The organism is Brevundimonas fluminis (assembly GCF_003934285.1).
Taxonomy (GTDB): Bacteria; Pseudomonadota; Alphaproteobacteria; order Caulobacterales; family Caulobacteraceae; genus Brevundimonas; species Brevundimonas fluminis.
Window position 1 is genome coordinate 40,226 of the sequence record NZ_RQWJ01000006.1, and the last position, 17,816, is coordinate 58,041.

The following is a 17,816-nucleotide window of genomic DNA, read 5'->3' on the forward strand; positions in this document are numbered from 1 at the left end:
CGCCGCCGTCTTCGCCACGCTCTTCTCAGCAACCGCCATAATCCACTCGCAACCGCATCTTGTCGATCTTGCCCGTCGGGGCCAGCGGCATCTCGTCCAGCCGGATCACCGCGTCGGGAATCCACCACGGGGCGACCCTTCCGCGCAATGGGGCCAACAGGGCTTCGTCGCCGACGTCGTGATCCGCCCGCGTCTGCACCACCAGAACGGGCCGTTCGCCCCACTTCGGATCGGGCCGCCCGATGACCACGGCCAGCGACACGGCGGGATTCTCGTTGACCACGGCCTCCAGCTCCGCCGGATTGATCCATTCGCCGCCGGATTTGATGAGGTCCTTGGCCCGGCCCGTGATGGCCAGGCCGCCGTCCGCCTCCAGCCGCGCCAGGTCGCCGGTCGGGAACCAACCGTCCGCGTCGACGGCGCTGTTCTCCTCGCCGAAATAGCGCTGGATCACCGAGGCGCCGCGCACGCGCAGATGCCCCTCCACGCCCCGCTGCTCGGGCAGCGCGCGCCCGTCCGCGTCGGTGATCAGCAGGTCGACGCCCACGGCCGGACGGCCCGAGATGTGCGCCGCGCGGCTCGGGTCCTGCGGCGGCGCGCACACGCCCAGCGGGGACAGCTCGGTCATGCCCCAGCTCATCTGGATCGCCGCGCCCAGCCGCGCCTCGATCCGCTCCATCAGCGCGGGCGCCAGCGGCGCGCCGCCGACGATGATCCGCTGAAGCGTCGGCGTCTCGCCGCCGTGCGTCTCCAGGTGGTCGACCAGACCCAGCCACACCGTGGCCACGCCGACCGCCACGGTCACGCCCTCCTCACGGATCAGCCGCGCCAGACTGGCGCCGTCCAGATGCTTGCCCGGCAGGACCAGCTTCGCTCCCACCGCCGGCACGGCGAACGGCAGGCCCCAGGCGTTGGCGTGGAACATCGGCACCGCCGTCAGCACCGAATCCGTCGCGCCCAGCCCCATCACGTCGGACTGCAACTGGCGGAGGGTGTGCAGGAAGCTGGACCTGTGGGTGTAGGTCACCCCCTTGGGCGCGCCCGTCGTGCCTGACGTGAAGCAGAGGCCGCAGGGAGCGGTCTCCGGAAAGTCGCCCCAGACCACCTCGCCGTCTGCCCCGGCAAGCAGCGCCTCCAGCCCTCCGTCCGTCCAGGCGTCGGCGTCGATCTCCAGCACCCGCTTCAGCGACGGCGTGCGCGCCATGACCCGGCGAGCCAGCGGCGCCAGATCGGCCGAGGCGATCAGCACCGCGGCCTGCGACTGGACCAGCATGGCGGACAGCTGCGCCTCGGTCAGCCGCGGGTTCAACGTGTGGCACACGGCCCCCATGCCCATGACGCCGTACCAGGTCTCGACGTGCGCCTGGGTGTTCCAGGCCAGGGTCGCGACCGGATTTCCCGGCACGACGCCCAGCCGCGCCAGGGCCGCCGACACGCGCCGGGCGCGGCCCCGCAGTTCCGCGTAGCCGACCCGGTCGGTCCGCCCGCCGTCCCGCGCCGTCACCACCTGCCGCTCCGGCCACCATTTGGCGGCGTGGTCCAGCAGCTTGTCGAGGGTCAGGGGCCAGTCCTGCATCTCCCCCTGGATCATGGGCAGGCCGTCGCGGACGGCGGCGGTACCGGCGCGATGACGCCGAAATTCCAGTTCCACGGCACGCCCCCGGCCTTCATCCGCCGGCACACCACCGTCTCCTGCAGCTCGAACATGCCGGGCATCAGGTCGTGGCCGGGCTGCGGGGTTCCGTCGATCCGCATGTAGGCTTGCGTCGTCCCGTAGGCGGGCCAGTCCGGCTGGCCGGGCGCCGTGGGCACGCCGGTGCGGGCGAACGAGCCCCAGTAGGCCATCATGGCGTCGGACAACGCCCGCTCCTCCGCCGTCTCGGGCGGCGCCGGCCAGCGCGGGGGCAGCCTGTCCATGGCCGTGAAGACGTAAGGGATCTCCGCCGCATGGAAGGCGTGCAGCCCGGCCTCGTCCGCGGCCGGATAGCCGTGGTCGAAGAAATAGAGATACGCTCCCTGCCCCAGCGCCGTCTGCCGCCGTGCCAGCCGCTCGGCCGTCCAGCCGTACAACCCGTCCCTTTGCGTCGCCATCAGGCTCTCGGGGATGTCGCCGGACGGATAGAGCCGCAGGAATTCGTCGGCCAGATCGCCGTAGCGCTCGCGGATCGCGGCCTCATAGGCGGCGGCCTCGGTCGGCGGCGCGGGCGGGATCAGGAACCGCAGCGAGCGGATCTCGCCGTCGTTGAAGCCGATGAGGATCGGCACGGGCGCCTGCTCTCCCCGGTCGAAGACGGTCACCAGCTGCTCGGGCAGCCAGACCCCGTCGACCGTGCCGAACGGCGCATAGCCCGCCTGAACCGCCGCCGTGGCCAGCTCCTGCGCGTCCATGGCCCGCATACCGCCCAGGTCGGCGCGACCCAGCTTGCCTTGCAACCAGATGCCCATACCTTCGGCAGGCACGTCCCCGTACCGGCTGGAGCGCAGCTCGGGCGTGGAGATCATGTAGCCGCTCTGGACGATCGCCCGGTCGAACAGTCCGCGCGCCTCGGGCGAGGCCATCAGGTACATGACGCTCAGCGCGCCGGCGGACTCGCCCGCGACCGTCACATTGTCCGGATCTCCGCCGAAGGCCGCGATGTTGGCCTGCACCCATTTCAGGGCCGCGACCTGGTCCATCAGCCCGTAGTTGCCCGAGACGTTTCCGCGCGATTCCGCGCTCAGTTCCGGGTGGGCCAGATACCCCAGCACGCCTAGGCGGTAGTTGAGGCTGACGACGACCATCCCCTGGCTCGCCGCCATCCGGGCGCCGTCGTACATCGGCTCGCAGCTGCAGCCGTAGGTCAGCGACCCGCCATGGATCCAGACGAACACCGGCGCCTTTTCCGCGCCCTGCGGCCGCCAGATGTTCAGCGACAGGCAGTCCTCGCTCATCTCGGGCGGCTCGGCGGCGGCATAAATGCTCGTCCCGCGCGCGAGGGGCTGGGGACAGGCCGGTCCGAACTCGATGGACTCGCGCACGCCGCGCCACGTCGGCGCCCCCGCCGGCGGCTTCCAGCGGCGCCAGCCGGTCGGCGGGGCGGCGTAGGGAATGCCCTTGAACGCGTCGACGCCGTCCAGCGCCTGCCCGCCGACCGCGCCCGCGGGCGCGCGCACCACCGGCTGGGCCGACGCCGGCAGGGAAGCGCAGGCGGCGACCAGCGCCGCCAGCGAGAGAACCAGGGCGCGCATCATCGGGCGGACTCCCCGACCTGACGCCGGATCTTGCCGGCCAGCCCGGCGAAGAGGGCGATGGCCAGGGCGTAGAAGGGCAGCAGGGTGTACAGCGCCATCTGCAACGAGTTGTCGGGATGGCTGGCGCGGAACCAGTCGCTGGCCGCGCCGAGATAGGTCGGGCCCAGACCCAGGCCGATCAGGTTCATGACCAGCAGCAGCAGGGCCCCCGACATCACCCGCTGATCCGGCCGCACCTCCTCCTGCACCAGGGTCACCGCCGGCGACAGATAGAAGTAGTTCAGCCCCATCGGCAGCAGGAGGAACATCAGCGCCAACGGCCACGTCGGCGCCCAGACGAAGGCCGCGAACAGCGGCGCGGCCAGCGCCAGCCCCACCGCCGGCAACCAGGCGTAGGCCGTCTTGGACCGCTTCGCGAGACGGTCGATGAGCCGGCCGGACACCAGCATGCCGGCGCCCGTTCCGACCAGAACCAGCAGGGCGTACCAGACCGCCACCTGCTCCAGCGTCATGCCCTTCTCGCGCATCAGGAACAGGGTGGCGAAGTTGAGCAAGGCATAGGTGACGAACTGGGTCGCGGCGCAGGCCAGCGCCATGCCCCGCAGCACCGGATTGGCGAAGAACATCTTGCAGGTCGCCCAGAAGCCTGCGCGCGGGACCGGGGCCGCGTCCGCGGGCGGATGGGTCTCGAGCCGGTCCAGCCCCCCCTTCTTCGGCTCCTTGACGAACAGGAACACGACGACCGCCGTCGCGACCCCGACCACGCCCACCCAGATGAAGGCGTCCCGCCAGGAATAGGCCGCCGCGATCGACGCCCCGAACGCCACGCCCAAGGCCTGCCCGATCGGCGGACCGAGGTTGAACAGGCTCAGCGCCGTTCCCCGCGTGCCCGACGGGAAATAGTCCGAGATGATCGCATAGGACGGCGGCACGCCGCCCGCTTCGCCCACGCCCACGGCCATGCGCGACACCGCCAGCTGTCCGTAGTTGGTCGACAGCCCGCACGCGGCGGTCGCCGCGCTCCACAGCGCGCAGGCCAGCGACAGCACCCGGACCCGGTTGGTCCGGTCCGCCAGCCAACCCACGGGGATGGCGAGAATGCAGTAGAAGGCCGCGAAATAGAGCCCTCCCAACATGCCCAGCTGGCCGTCGGTGACGCCCAGATCGTCCTGGATCGGCTTGGCAAGGATCGACAGCAGCTGCCGGTCGAGGAAGTTCAAAACGTAGACGAAGCACAGCACGGCCAGGACGAACCAGGCCCCTGCGCCCGGGCGCGCGACGCGCGCGCCCGGGACGAGGTGAGAGGAGGACTCCGTCATCGGTCAGTACTCATAGCCGATGCGGATGCCGACCGTTCTCGGCTTCACCCGGCCGTAACGGCCGTCGATGAAGGCCTCCGGGTGGACGTAGTTGACCGAGTCGTCGTCGAACAGGTTCTCGACGTATGCTCCGACCGTGAACTGGTCGAAGGCGAAGGCCACGGCGCCGTTGACGAACGTGTACTCGTCCGTGTCGTCATAGGTCGCCAGCGGGATCAGCGGCCGCCCCGGCGTGTTCGGGAAGGCGTTGGGGAAGCTGCCCACGTGCGAGATCGCCAGCGAGGCGTTGCCGATCACGCCGGCGGCCGGCTGCCATTCGTAGTTCACTCGCAGCGAGCCCGAGAACTCCGGCCCTGCCAGACGCGAGCCCAGCACCGCGCCGGAGATGGCGGCCTTCTGAGCCGTCAGGTCGTCGACCTCGGCGTGGTTCCACGACCCCGTCACGGCCACGGTCCAGCCGTCGGCCGGCACGGCCGTGACCGCAACTTCGACGCCCTTGCTGGTCGCGCCGCCGATGTTGGTGGCGAACTGCACCGAGTCCGAAACCCGGTTGGCCTGCACCTGGATGTCGTTCCAGTCGATCCAGTAGACCGCCGCGTCGGCATAGACCCGACCGTCGAACCAGCGGCCTTTCACGCCGACCTCATAGTTGATCAACTCGTCCGACGTGGCGCCGTAGGGGATCACGATGTCGGTCGGGTCGATGGTGCTGACCGCGCCGGCGCGGGCGTTGACGATGGGCGGGCGGAAGCCGGTCGACACGGCCGCATAGGTCGTCACCGACGGCGTCGGCCGCCACGACAGGCTGAGGCGATAGGACGCCCCCTCCTCCTCGGCCTTGACGCCTTCGGCCGCCGGGATCGGCGTGATGGTGACCGGCACGTTGCTGAAGCCGAACAGGGCGAGGGTCAGATAGTTGGAGTTGTAGCCGCCGGCCTCGGTGAAGCCCTGGGCGTCCGTCAGGCCGTAGCGGATCCCGCCGGTCACCCACAGGTCGGGCGTGAAGCGATAGGTCATCTGCCCGAAGGCCGCGATCTCGTGGCTGATGAAGTGGCTGCCGAACCGTTGGTAATATTCGTCGGGCAGCCCGGTCAGGTTCCGTGCCGTCAGGAAGGCCTCGCTGGACCGGTAGTTGTAGTCCACGTCGCGGCGCTTCTTGAAATAGAAGGTGCCGATCGACCAGTCGACGCGGCCGCCCGGATCGGACACCAGACGCGTCTCCTGCACGAAGGTCTCGTCCCAGGCGTCGGCGTCCAGCGCGAACGGAAAGGCCTGGGCGAAGGTGCCGGCCAGGTCGACGTAGAACAGGCCCGTGTAGTCCGAATAGGTTGTCGAGCTGGTGAGCCGCGCGCCGTCGAACTGGTATTCCAGCGTCAGGTTGTAGTTGGCCATGTCGCTCTGGAACAGGTCGGGCCGGTCGGTCCGGCGCACGAAGGTGCCCAGCGTCGGATTGGTCAGCGAGGCGTCATGCGGGTTCGAGATCTCGCGCGAGTACATCCCGCGCGCCACGAACCGGTCGTTCGGCTCCCACTGCGCGATGGCCCGGCCGCCGTACTGGACCAGGGTGTTGGCGTCCTCGATGCCGGTGCCGACGTTGTCGATCCAGCCTTCCTCGTTCCGCGAGAAGCCGACCACGCGCAGCGCCAGCTGATCCTCGATCAGCGGCACGTTGACCATGGCGTTGTAGCGCTGGCGCAGGCCGCCCTCGTTCATCACGCCGAAGTCGACGAAGGCCGAGGCGTCGAACCCCGTCGGGTCCGGGTCATGGGTCAGGATACGCAGCGCGCCGGCCAGCGAGCCCGAGCCGAACAGCGTCCCCTGCGGTCCGCGCAGGAACTCGATCCGCTCGACGTCGTAGAGCGCCGGATCGAGGATGGTGGAGTTGCCGTTCGACGAGATCGGCAGCTCGTCTACGTAGATGGCCACGGTGCTCTGCAGATTGGCGCCGTAGCCGTTGGTGGCGATTCCGCGGGCGGTGAAGTTGTTGAAGTTGGCCGAGGCGCGGTTCAGAACCACGCCCGGCGTGGCCATGGCCAGGCCGTCGTAGTTGACGATGCCTCGCTCGTTCAGCTCGCCCTGGGTCAGGGTGGTGATGCTCAACGGAACGTCCTGCACGCGCTCGGCGCGGCGGGTCGCCGTGACGATCACCTCCTCGACCTGGGTCGGCTGGTCGTCGCGCTCGCGGGTCTGTTCCTGGGCAAGTGCCACGGTCGGCGCCAGCACGGCGACGGCGCACGCCGTCGCGAGAAGTTTCGCCCTCATCTCATTTCCCTCCCTGGCGCCGGTCATGATCGCCAGCGCTCCGGAGCGGAGTGGGACACGAGCTCGCCCGACTGTCAATATTCACGCTCGTGTGAGTGAAAATGATGCCGCTGCGGAGGATTTGGCCGAACAGATCGGCCCTGACGCCGTCAGTTGGCGCTGGACTCGAGCCGCCGCCGGGCTTCCTGCGACAGCGCTCCGCACATCTCGGTCATCTGCTGCAGGGCGAAGCGTTCGGCCGCGGCCTCGGTGATCCCGTCCTGCCATGCGACGAACAGGTCGACGCCCGGCATCTCGCCGTACAGGCCGTTCTCCAGCTCCACCGACACGATCGCCATTTCGCCGGGCCGCATCGTCACGCGGGTTCGTATCTTCCAGTCTTTATGCGAGTTCGGCATGGTTCCTTCGCCTGGCGGGTATCCGGGCCTTGGCCCAGGCCCCGAAGCTACGCCCGTCGGCCCCCTCCGGATGTGCCCGCCCCGCGTCCCTCAGCGGACAATGAACCGGCAGGGCTTAAGTCCCAGCGCCTCGCACCGGGCCTGAAAACCGCCCGCGTCCGGCCGAACCCCCGTTCCGATCCACTCCTCCAGAGCGATCAGCGCCGTCAGATAGGTCGCATCCTCCAGCCTGCTGTGCTGGTCCTCGTCGGTCGTCACCTGCACCAGCAGGTCGGACTTGCCGGCCGCCCGCACCGTCTCGGCATAGACCGCCTCCGCCGAATGGAAGACCGTGGGATCGTGCAGGGCGTGCACCGTCAGGGTCGGCGCCAGGATGGCCCCGGTCAGGTCGGCGTCGTGGGCCAGCCTCGCCACCGCCTCGGGGTCCGCCGTGAACCGCTCGACGCCCGCGTTCAGGGCCGCGTCGTCGTCGGATCCGGAATAGACGCGCGTCGAGTTGTCGAACGGATTGCGCCCGCCCAGCCGCACCTGCACCAGATCCTGGAACAGGAAGGTCGCCCAGGTCAGGTGCGCGATCAGCTCGTCTTCCTGCAGCCCGGTCACGGCCAGAATCTGCCGCTTCCGCTGCGTCTGCGCCGCCGTCCGGTCCCTTGCCGAAAGGCCGATCCCGGTGCAGGCCACCACCCGCCTCCGCAGCTCGGCGCGCGTCATCGCCGCCCCCGCCGGCAGCCCCTGCCAGACCGGATACTGCGGGTCCGACGGCGCCGGATGGTTGCCGCAGAAATACTGGTACACCGCCCTCAGATCGGCCCGGAACTGATAGGCCCGCGTTCCGCCGTTGACGACGCCGTTGGTCAGGAGCACGCCGTCGTAGGTCAGGGACCCGTCGGCCTGACGGCCGTACAGCTCGGCCGTCTTGGCCGCGACGTTGCCGCCCCACGATTGCCCGTGCAGCAGCGTCATCGCCGGCCGCCCATGCAGGCTCCAGAAGACCTTCCGGCTGCGCTCGACGTCCTCGGCCGCGGAGCGCACGCCGTAGCCGGGCCGGCGATAGGTCGAGCCGATCCAGGCATAGCCGCGCCGCACCATCACCGCGAACCGGTCCAGATCCTCCAGCCCGTCCTCCGCGGCCGGTTCGCCCGTGCGCGGCCCGCCGTGGGCGTGCACGATCAGCCGGCCGTTCCAGTCGACCGGCATGGCGATCACCAGCCAGGCGCCGGCCTCATCCTTCAAGGTGAAGCAGCGCGCCTCGCGGGCGACCGACCGGGGACAGTCGATGGGGGTGGGGGCGTCGGCCGGAGGGGACGGCGACGCCCCCACGGGCGCGCACGCGCCCAGGACCGCCACGGCGGCGCCCAGGCCGCACAGGGCGGCCCGGACTTCCGTCAGGGGCTTCGGATCAGAACGAACGCCGGACATTGACGTACCAGTAGCGGCCCCACGGCTGGTGCACGGAGCCTCGATAGCCGCCGTCGGCCAGCGGCGGGCCCTCGTCCGTCAGGTCGCGCACGCCCAGCCGGATCCGGGTGGTGTCGGGGAACTCGTACTGGCCGTACAGATTGTACACCGTCTGCGACTCCACCTGCCACGGCTCTCCGGAGGCGCCCAGCAGCCCCGGCTGCTCGAAGCCGCTGACGTACTGGCCAGAGGCGCCGACGCGCCAGGATCCGGCGGTCCAGGTCACGCTGCTCGACACCTTCCACTCCGGCCGGCCGTTCTGGCCGATCAGGTCCGACGGGTCCGGCAGGGTGGTTCCGGCGTTGATCTCGCCGTTGGCCCGCGCCTCGAACAGCATGTTCACGATCGGCCCAGGATCACGCGTGAATTCCTCGAGCCTTGTGGCGTTCACGCTGACGTCGAACCCGCCCAGCGGCGTGTCCTCGATCGACCAGTAGGCGCCCAGGTCGAGGCCCGACACGGTCTGCGGCTGCAGGTTGATGAAGCGGTCGTTGACCGACGTCGCCTCCCCGACCGGCGTCAGCCCGGTGCCGGCGAACAGCAGCAGGTCGTCCGGCGTCACCGGATCGCGGTTCACCAGCGGATTCTCGCCGCCGTTCACGCGCTCGTAGTAGTCCAGGGCCAACGCCGTCTGGACGCCCAGCAGGCCGACGATGTCCTCCTGCTCGATCTTCCAGCGGTCGACCGTGAAGGTGAAACTTCCGAACTCCGGCGGGATGAACGTCGGCTGGAACACCAGACCATAGGACTGATTCACGCTCGTCTCCGGCTCCAGGTCCGGATTGCCGGCCACCAGCAGAGACAGGCCCGAGGTGTTGTGCGAGCACTGGCTGAAGTTCGAGATGCGTCCCGCCCTCAGGTCCGCCTCGCAGCGCACGTAGTCCACGCCGCTGGCCAGACGCGCGTACTGGGTGGCGTTGGTCTGTTCCAGGTTCGGGGCGCGGAAGCCCTCCGAATAGGAGGCCCGCACCCGCACCCCGTCGACCACGTCCCACGCCATGGCGATCTTCGGGCTCGTGACCGAGCCGAAGTCCGAATAGTGCTCCAGCCGCCCCGCGACCTGCACGTCCAGGGAATGGATCAGGGGCACGCCCATCTCCGGCGACACCAGCGGCACGGCGAACTCGACGTAGGCCGAGCCCACGGTGCGGCTTCCCTCCGTGTCCGGGTTCGGGCTGACCGCCGCCACATTCGACAGGTTGGTCGCGCCCGTCACCATGTCGGTGAAGGTGAAGGTGCCGTCGAGGTTCTCGTCGCGGTCGTCGCTCTGGGTCTCGCGGCGAACCTCCAGACCGAAGGCCATGCCCACGGGGCCGGCCGGCAGCTGGAACATGTCGGCCCGCGACAGCTTGAAGTCCGCCATCGTCAACGTCGTGCGTGAGATCCGCTTCAGGTCGAAGGTCACGGCGTCGATGGCCGCCTGCGAGCTGGGGTTGCAGTCGCCCCAGCTGGTGGTGTCCACGCAGCCGCCGCCGAACGGGTTGTAGGCGTCGGGGGTCGACAGGGCCAGCTGCTGCTGCAGCAGGGTCATGTTGACGTTAGGCGACGTGTCCTCGGCCTCGGCCTCGGAATACAACAGCGCCGTCTCCCAGTCGTAGCTGCCCCATTCGCCGCGCAATCCGCCGAGGAAGCGCGACTGATAGTTCTCGACCTTCACCTCCTGGAAGCCGGCGTCGACGTAGCGATAGTTGGTCATCAGCACGGGCAGACCGCCGGCCGGCACGCCCGTCAGGCCCGGCAGCCGGTTCGGGTTGGCGCTCCCGTCTGCGAAGGTCACCGGCCCGAACGGGTTCCAGTAGTTGCTGGCCGGGATCCAGATCTGGTTGAGGTTCACCACCGGCGGCTGCACCGCGCGGCTCTCGGCCGCGTAGAAGCCGACCTCGCTGAACGCCTCGACCCCGCCGTCCAGCTCATAGGTCCCGGTGAAGTAGACGTTCAGCCGCTCCACCGTCGGCCGCACCGTCGTGCCGAAGCGCGTGTCGTAGCGCATCTCGCGATTGACGGTGTTGAAGTTGTGGTTGCCGCTGGAGATGCACACCCCGCCGCCCACGTTCACGCCGCAGCCGAAGGCCGACGGCTGGAAGCGGAACTGGCCCGAGCTGTTGGTCACCGCCGTGCCGTTCGAGCGGATGGTCGGCCGGGCGCCGACGCTCAGACGCGCCCACGGCGTGTTCGACGAACGGCCGTCCAGCGCGGTCACACCGGCGAAATCGGGATACTCCGCGAACAGACCGCGCAGATCGTCGCTCTGCGTGAACTCCTGGTCCGACGCCAGCAGCGCCGTGCGGTCGGTGTAGTTGACGAATACCGACAGATTGCCCCGGTCGAAATTCTTTCCCGCGAACAGGTTGACGTCCAGCTCCCCCATGCTGGTGCCTTCGGCTCCGCCGTACCGCGCGCTGATGGTCAGGCCTTCGTAGTTGTCGCGCAGCACGGTGTTGACCACGCCCGCCACGGCGTCGGCGCCGTAGATGGCCGCCGCGCCGTCCAGCAGGATCTCGGTCCGGCGCAGGCCGGCCACGGGAATGGCGTTGGAGTTGTAGCTCAGCACCGGCACCGTGCCGGTGTCCGAAGTGCCCTGGCTGGTCGGGTGCTGCACCACCCGACGGCCGTTCAGAAGGACCAGGGTGTTGCCGACCCCGAGCGAGCGCAGGTTGACCGAGTTCACGTCGCCCCGGGCCGCGTTCGAGGTCTGCGGGTTGTTGGAGCTGTCGAACAGCACGTCGCCCATCTGAGGGATCGTGCGCATCAGCTCGTCTCCCGAAACCGCGCCCGTGGCGTCGACCTGGGCCTCGTCCACGACCACGACGGGCAGGGCCGCCGTCGTGCGGGCGCCGCGGATGTTGGAACCGACCACGACGATGTCGTCGACCTCGGTGACCTCGGGGTCCTGCGCGCCGGGCGCGGCGTCCTGGGCCATGGCGGCCCCGGCGAAGGCCAGCGCCGCCGTCATGGCCGCGCCGCCCAGCAGGCGATTGCGTCGCGTATGTCTCATCGTCTTCCTCCCCGAAGCCTCGTGTGTCAGCCGCACTCAGTCGGCCGTCAGAACCTTGTCGTCGCCCGGACCGGCCGCCGGATCGGGCCGCGCGGCCAGACCCTTCGGCTTCGCCGCCAGCGCCGAGCGCATGGCCGACTCGTCCAGCTCGCCCTCCCAGCGCGCGACCACCAAGGTGGCCACGGCGTTGCCCGTGAAGTTGGTCAGGGCCCGGCACTCGCTCATGAAGCGGTCGATGCCGAGGATCAGCGCCATGCCCGCGACGGGCACGTCGGGCACCACCGCCAGCGTCGCCGCCAGGGTGATGAAGCCCGCGCCCGTGATCCCCGCCGCGCCCTTGGAGCTCAGCATGGCGACCAGCAGCAAGGTGATCTGCTGCCACAGCGTCAGCTCGATGTTCATCGCCTGGGCGATGAACAGGGCCGCCATGGTCATGTAGATGTTGGTGCCGTCCAGATTGAACGAGTAGCCGGTGGGCACGACCAGGCCGACGACCGACTTGGAGGCCCCGGCGCGTTCCATCTTCTGCATCAGGCTGGGCAGCGCCGCCTCGGACGACGAGGTGCCCAGCACCAGCAGCAGCTCTTCCTTCAGATAGGCGATCAGCCGGAAGATCGAGAAGCCGTTGGCCCAGGCCACCAGGCCCAGGATGCCCAGCACGAAGATCAGCGAGGTCAGGTAGAAGGTGGCGATCAGCGCCGCCAGATTGGCGATGGCCCCGATGCCGTACGCCCCGATGGTGAACGCGAAGGCGCCGAAGGCCCCGACCGGGGCCGCCTTCATCAGGATGGCCACCAGCCGGAACACGACCTGGCTCAGCGCCTCCAGCGCGCGCTGCACCGGCGCGCCGACATCGCCGACCAGCGCGAGAGCCACGCCGAACAGGATCGCCACGAACAGCGTCTGCAGGATGTTGCCCTCGACGAAGGCGCTGACCAGGGTCGTCGGGATGATCCCCAGCAGGAAGCCCTGAATGGTCGTCTCGTGCGCCGCGGCGGCGTAGCCCGCCACTGCGCCGGCATCCAGCGTCGCCGGATCGATGTTCAGCCCGCGGCCAGGCTGCACCACATTGGCGATGACGAGGCCGACGATCAGCGCCAGCGTCGAGAAGAACAGGAAATAGGCGAACGCCTTGGCCGCGACCCGGCCGATGCGCTTCAGGTCGCGCATGCCGGCGATGCCGATGACGATGGTCAGGAAGATCACCGGGGCGATGATCATCTTCACCAGCTTGATGAAGCCGTCTCCCAGAGGCTTCAGGCTCTCGCCGGTCTCGGGGAAGAAATGCCCGACGAGGCCGCCCGCCACGATGGCGAACAGCACCCAGAAATAGAGCGTCCTGTAGATCGGCCTGCGCGCGCCGGGCGCGGCTCCGCCGTCGGTGGTGATCAGCACGATCCTCTTCCTCCCGGCGGGCTCTCGGCCCGCCCCTTACGCTCGGCCCCGTCTGACGCGGGATCTCGAAGGGCCAGTTTCGGCGATGACTTGCGCCGGAGCGAAAATTTCCCGCTGACGGACCATCCCACGGATTCTGCGAGGAAATCCATCTCACCACGCCCGCCGCAGGCCCGCCGGTTGTGCGGAATTCCGCACACAGCCCTCGCCAATCGTGCGGATTTCCGCCCTAATGCCGCCATGACCCGCCCCCCGCTCAGCCAGACCGCCCAGTGGCGCCTTTTCGCCGCCGCCTGGGTCGTCGTCGCGGTCCTCGCCGTGGTCGGGGCCGGCTGGCTGGCGCGGCGCGACGCCCGACAATCGGTCGACCGGCAGGCCGCGACCGCCGCCGCCCTCCACGGCGCCGTTCTGCGCAGCGAACTGGAGCGCGTGCGGGCCGTCCCCTCCGTCCTCGCCGCCGATCCCGATCTCAAGACCCTGGTCATGGTGCCGACCGCCGCGCGCCGCGACGCCGCCAACCTGAAGCTGGAGTCCCTTGCCCGCGAGGTGCGCGCCGCCGTCCTCTATGTTCTGGACGCCGACGGCACGGCGCTCGCCTCTTCCAACTGGCGCGAGCCGATCAGTTTCGTCGGCTCCAACTACCGTTTTCGGCCCTACTACCTGGATGCGGTCCGCGACGGAGAGGCGGCCTTCTTCGCCCTCGGCACCGTCAGCGGCCGCCCCGGCCTCTACCTCTCGCGCCGCATCGAGGACGCGGCCGGCCGGCTGGTCGGCGTCATCGTCGCCAAGGTCGAGTTCGACGAGCTCGAGGCCATGTGGCGGCGCGCCGGAGAGCCGACGTGGGTAACGGATTCCTCGGGCGTCGTGCTGATCACCACCGTGCCCGACTGGCGCTTCCGCGCCACCCGCCCGCTGACCCCCGAACGTCGCCGCACCCTGGTCGAGGCGCAGACCGCCGGCGCGGACACCGGCGCCTTCCCCTTCGACGTGCCCGCGTCCGGGCTGGTGCGCCCGACGCGCGACGTCCCGCCCGGCAGCTACGCCCATGCCGCGGAGGCCATTCCCGGCCTGGACTGGACCCTGCACCTGCTGGAGCCCGCGGACCAGACCCTCTCCCGCGCGGTCGGCGCGGCCCTCGTCCTGGCTGCGCTCGCCACGGCCCTCATGGCCGCTCTCTCCGGCGTCGTCCTGCGTCGTCGCCAGCGCGCCGCCGCCCGCGCCGTGGAGGAGGAGGAGGCCCGCGCCCGTCTGGAGCAGCTGGTCGGCGAGCGCACCGCCGAGCTCAGCGAGGCCAACGGCCGACTGCGCCGCGAGATCGACGAGCGCCGGCGGCTCGAACGCGACCGTCAGGACCTCGAGGACAAGCTGGTCCAGGCCAACAAGCTGGCCACGCTGGGGCAGGTCGTCGCCGGCGTGGCGCACGAGATCAATCAGCCCATGGCCGCCATCCGCACCCATGCCGACGTCGCGGGCCAATACCTGACCCGCGCCGATCCGGACGCGGCGGCCCGCTCGCTCGACGCCATCGGCCGCCTGACCGAACGCGTCGGAGCGATCACCGAGGAACTGCGCGCCTTCTCCCGTAAGACCCGCTCCGAAGTCGTCGCCGTCGACGTCGCCCGTGCGGTCGAGGGCGCCCTGCTGCTGGTCTCGCCCCGGCTGCGCGAGCAGGGGGTGGAGGTCCGCCTCGACGTTTCGGCCGGCCTGTCGGTGAAGGCCGAACGCAACCGCCTCGAACAGGTCGTCCTGAACCTTCTGCAGAACGCGGCCGAGGCGCTGAACGGCCCGGGCCGCATCGAGGTCGTCGCCCGCCCCGAGGGCCGCAAGGTCGTGCTCCGCGTCGCCGACGACGGCCCCGGCCTGTCGCCGGAGGTGCGCGACCGTCTGTTCACGCCCTTCACCACCGACAAGCCGGACGGAGTGGGGCTCGGTCTGGTCATCAGCCGCGACATCGTCGCCGGGTTCGGCGGCGAACTGACCCACGAGGCAACGGCGAAGGGCGCCGCCTTCCGCATCGTCCTTGCGAGGGCGAAATGAGCCGCCGCGTCGCCCTGGTGGAAGACGACGACGCGTTCCGCGCGGCGCTGTCCGAACGCCTGACGCTCGCCGACTTCGACGTCGCCGCCTTCCCCTCGGCGGAGGCCGCCCTGAAGGCCCTGAGCGCGGACTACGACGGCGTGGTGGTCAGCGACCTGCGTATGCCCGGGATGGACGGCCGCCAGTTGGCCGAGCGCCTGTCCGCCCTCGACCCCGACCTGCCCGTCGTCCTCATGACCGGCCACGGCGACGTCGCCGACGCGGTCGAGGCCATGAAGCGCGGCGCCTACGATTTTCTGACCAAGCCGTTCGCCTCCGAGCGCCTGATCGAGACGCTCGGCCGGGCGCTGGAGAAGCGCGCCCTCGTGCTCGACAACCGTCGGCTCACGGCGCTCGCCGCCGAGACCGAGGACTCAATCCCCCTCAGCGGAGAGAGCCCCGCCTCCACCACCCTGCGCGCCGCCGTGCGCGAACTGGCCGCCGCCGAGGTCGACGTGTTGATCGAGGGCGAGACCGGCTCGGGCAAGGAGGCGGTCGCCCGCGCCATCCACGCCGCCGGTCGCCGCCGCCACCGGCCCTTCGTCGCCGTGCCGTGCGCCGCCCTGCCCGCCGAGGACGCCGAGGCGCGGCTGATGGGACAGGAGTCCAGCGTCGGCTCGGGCCTGCTGCGCCGCCGCGAGGGCCGCATCGAACAGTCGCATCGGGGCACCCTGTTCCTCGACGAGGTCGACCTTGCGCCTCGCGCCGTTCAACTGCTGCTGCTGCGGGTGCTGGAGGAACGCGAGGTGCTGCCGCTGGGCGCCGCCGAACCGCGCGCCCTCGATCTGCGCGTCCTCGCCGCCGCCAAGGGCGATCCCGCCCAGGCCGTCGCGCGCGGCGACCTGCGCGAGGACCTGTTCTGGCGCCTGAACGTCGTGCGCCTGCGCGTGCCGCCGCTGCGTGAGCGGCGCGAGGACGTGCCCCTGCTCTTCGCCCGCTTCCTGTCCCGCGCCGCCGCACGGCTGGAGCGCCCCCTGCCCGCGATCGACGACGCCGTGCGCCGCCGACTGCTGGACCACGACTGGCCCGGCAACCTGCGCGAGCTTTCGAACTACGCCAACGAGGTGGCGCTGGGCCTGCGCCCGTCACGCACGCCGTCCGGGGACGAGCCCGGTCTGGTCGACCGCGTCGCCCGCTACGAGGCGGAGCTCATCCGCGAAGCCCTGTCCGCCCATGCCGGCGACATGAAGCGCGTGACCGAGGCCCTGCGCATCCCGCGCAAGACGCTCTACGACAAGATGGCCCGCCTCGGCATCCAGCCGGCCGAGCACCGCCCCGCCGCGCGGCGCTGATCCTGTCCGGACACGATTCCGGCCACGTCCGGACACGGCTTCGCTGGCCCCCGCATGGGAAGGCGGCTCGACTGTACCCATGACCCAGCCCGCCTCTCTCCGCCATGAACTGGTCGAAACCGCCCGCGTCGTCGCCTTCGGCCTCGCCCTCGCCGTCACCTGGACCTCGGTCGCGTATCAGCCCTTCACCATCCCCTCGGCCTCGATGGAGCCCGGACTGATCGAGGGCGACTATCTGGTGGTGTCGAAATGGGCCTACGGCTGGTCCGGCGCCTCCCTGCCCATGAACCCGCCCCTCGGCGAGGACCGGCTGTTCGGGCGCCACCCGGCGCGCGGCGACGTCGTCGTCTTCCGCCACCCGCTGAGGCCGGACGAGCCGTGGATCAAGCGCGTCATCGGCCTGCCCGGCGATCGCGTGCAGGTCCGCGCCGGTCGGGTCTTCGTCAATGGCCTGCCCTTCGCGCAGACCTCGCTGGGCCCCGGCCGCAGCGCTTCGGATCCCGGCCGCCCCGTGACCCGTCTCCGCGAGACCGCGCCGGACGGTGCTCGCCGCTGGACCATCCACGACTTCGGCCCGGGCGCGCCCGGCGACGACACGCCCGTGATCGCCGTGCCCGAGGGCAGCTACCTCGTTCTTGGCGACAATCGCGACAACTCTCTGGACGGACGCTGGTCGTCCGAGGTCGGCGTCGGCTTCCTGCCCGCCCGCAACCTGATCGGCCGCGCCGAGGTCGTCGTCGCCTCGTGGAAGCCGGGCGCCTCGCTGTGGAAGCCGTGGACCTGGCTGAACCTTCAGGGGCGCTGGTTCATGTCCATCCGCTGAGGGTCAGCACCCCTGGACACGGTCCATGCGGTCTCCAGGATTGTGCAGCCGGATCGTCCAGGGGTGTCCAGGCGGATCAGCGCGCGAACTCGGCCTTGCTGACCACGCCGTCGCCGTTCGCGTCCAGCCGTTCGAACGCCGCGTCCGACCGTGCGTCCGCCTGCGCCAGCGTCGGCGCCGCCATCGCCCCCAGCGCCAGTCCCGCCGCCGCCGCGACCGCCGTGGGCCAGCCCTTCAGCCGGCCCCGCGCCCCGATCTCCGCCTCGATGAAACCGCGCACTGCGTCGCTGGCCGAGCGTCCACGCGCCCGACACAGGGCCATGAACGCCGTCTTCGTCTCGAACGGCAGGCGAACCTCAAGCGTCTCTGACTTCTTCGGCGCGCGCATGGCGGGATCTCCTCGCAGAGCCCGCATCTCACCCCGCGAGCGCCCGCCACGCCAGTGAAATCGCGGCAAGCTTCTCGCCCGCCGGGCAAAAAAGGGCCCGCCGTCGATTGGGCGACGGCGGGCCTCGTTTTCGCGTCCGGGATCCTCCTCAGGGGATGTGGCGAACCCCGACCGCGAGG

Annotated in this window: 12 protein-coding genes; 3 read left to right on the forward strand and 9 right to left on the reverse strand. The window is 70.4% G+C overall.

The features are described from left to right. Window positions 1-25 precede the first annotated feature (25 nt). The 8 genes from EFJ44_RS13060 to EFJ44_RS13095 form a co-directional block, all read right to left on the reverse strand. Complete coding sequence (locus EFJ44_RS13060; RefSeq protein ID WP_338142295.1) at window positions 26-1,651, reverse strand: AMP-binding protein; 1,626 nt, start codon at window positions 1,649-1,651, stop codon at window positions 26-28. Then, window positions 1,588-3,231 (reverse strand): carboxylesterase/lipase family protein, encoded by a 1,644-nt coding sequence (locus EFJ44_RS13065; RefSeq protein WP_125257673.1) that lies wholly within the window; start codon window positions 3,229-3,231, stop codon window positions 1,588-1,590. The genes EFJ44_RS13060 and EFJ44_RS13065 overlap by 64 nt, the downstream gene beginning before the upstream one ends. Beyond that, window positions 3,228-4,550: a spinster family MFS transporter gene (locus EFJ44_RS13070; protein WP_125257674.1), complete on the reverse strand. Its 1,323-nt coding sequence runs from the start codon at window positions 4,548-4,550 to the stop codon at window positions 3,228-3,230. Before EFJ44_RS13070 ends, EFJ44_RS13065 begins: the two co-directional genes overlap by 4 nt. 3 nt (window positions 4,551-4,553) lie before the next feature. Continuing rightward, window positions 4,554-6,812: a TonB-dependent receptor gene (locus EFJ44_RS13075; protein ID WP_125257675.1), complete on the reverse strand. Its 2,259-nt coding sequence runs from the start codon at window positions 6,810-6,812 to the stop codon at window positions 4,554-4,556. 149 nt (window positions 6,813-6,961) lie between these two features. Continuing rightward, a complete protein-coding gene (locus tag EFJ44_RS13080) occupies window positions 6,962-7,171 on the reverse strand; it encodes a hypothetical protein (RefSeq protein WP_125257676.1) in 210 nt (69 codons plus the stop codon). Between the two features lie 129 nt (window positions 7,172-7,300). Next, window positions 7,301-8,629 carry a hypothetical protein gene (locus tag EFJ44_RS13085; RefSeq protein ID WP_125257677.1) on the reverse strand — a complete coding sequence of 443 codons (1,329 nt, stop codon included), beginning with the start codon at window positions 8,627-8,629 and terminating at the stop codon, window positions 7,301-7,303. Next, entirely contained in the window at window positions 8,610-11,663 is a 3,054-nt protein-coding gene (locus EFJ44_RS13090; protein ID WP_125257678.1) for a TonB-dependent receptor plug domain-containing protein, read from the reverse strand. Before EFJ44_RS13090 ends, EFJ44_RS13085 begins: the two co-directional genes overlap by 20 nt. 36 nt (window positions 11,664-11,699) lie before the next feature. After that, window positions 11,700-13,052, reverse strand: a complete 1,353-nt coding sequence (locus tag EFJ44_RS13095; protein ID WP_206426924.1) for a dicarboxylate/amino acid:cation symporter — start codon at window positions 13,050-13,052, stop codon at window positions 11,700-11,702. A 246-nt stretch (window positions 13,053-13,298) separates the two neighbouring features. Here EFJ44_RS13095 and EFJ44_RS13100 point away from each other — a divergent pair, with 246 nt between their 5' ends. The 3 genes from EFJ44_RS13100 (at window position 13,299) to lepB (ending at window position 17,249) form a co-directional block, all read left to right on the forward strand. Further along, a complete protein-coding gene (locus EFJ44_RS13100; protein ID WP_125257680.1) occupies window positions 13,299-15,095 on the forward strand; it encodes a sensor histidine kinase in 1,797 nt (598 codons plus the stop codon). Then, window positions 15,092-16,426, forward strand: coding sequence for a sigma-54-dependent transcriptional regulator (locus EFJ44_RS13105; protein ID WP_125257681.1), 1,335 nt, complete (start codon window positions 15,092-15,094; stop codon window positions 16,424-16,426). The genes EFJ44_RS13100 and EFJ44_RS13105 overlap by 4 nt, the downstream gene beginning before the upstream one ends. A gap of 79 nt (window positions 16,427-16,505) precedes the next feature. Further along, window positions 16,506-17,249: a signal peptidase I gene (gene lepB, locus EFJ44_RS13110; RefSeq protein ID WP_125257682.1), complete on the forward strand. Its 744-nt coding sequence runs from the start codon at window positions 16,506-16,508 to the stop codon at window positions 17,247-17,249. 76 nt (window positions 17,250-17,325) lie between these two features. Here the strand turns inward: lepB and EFJ44_RS13115 are convergent, their stop codons facing one another. Beyond that, on the reverse strand, window positions 17,326-17,637 hold the full coding sequence (locus EFJ44_RS13115; RefSeq protein ID WP_164511923.1) for an EF-hand domain-containing protein: 312 nt from the start codon (window positions 17,635-17,637) through the stop codon (window positions 17,326-17,328). Window positions 17,638-17,816 lie beyond the last annotated feature (179 nt).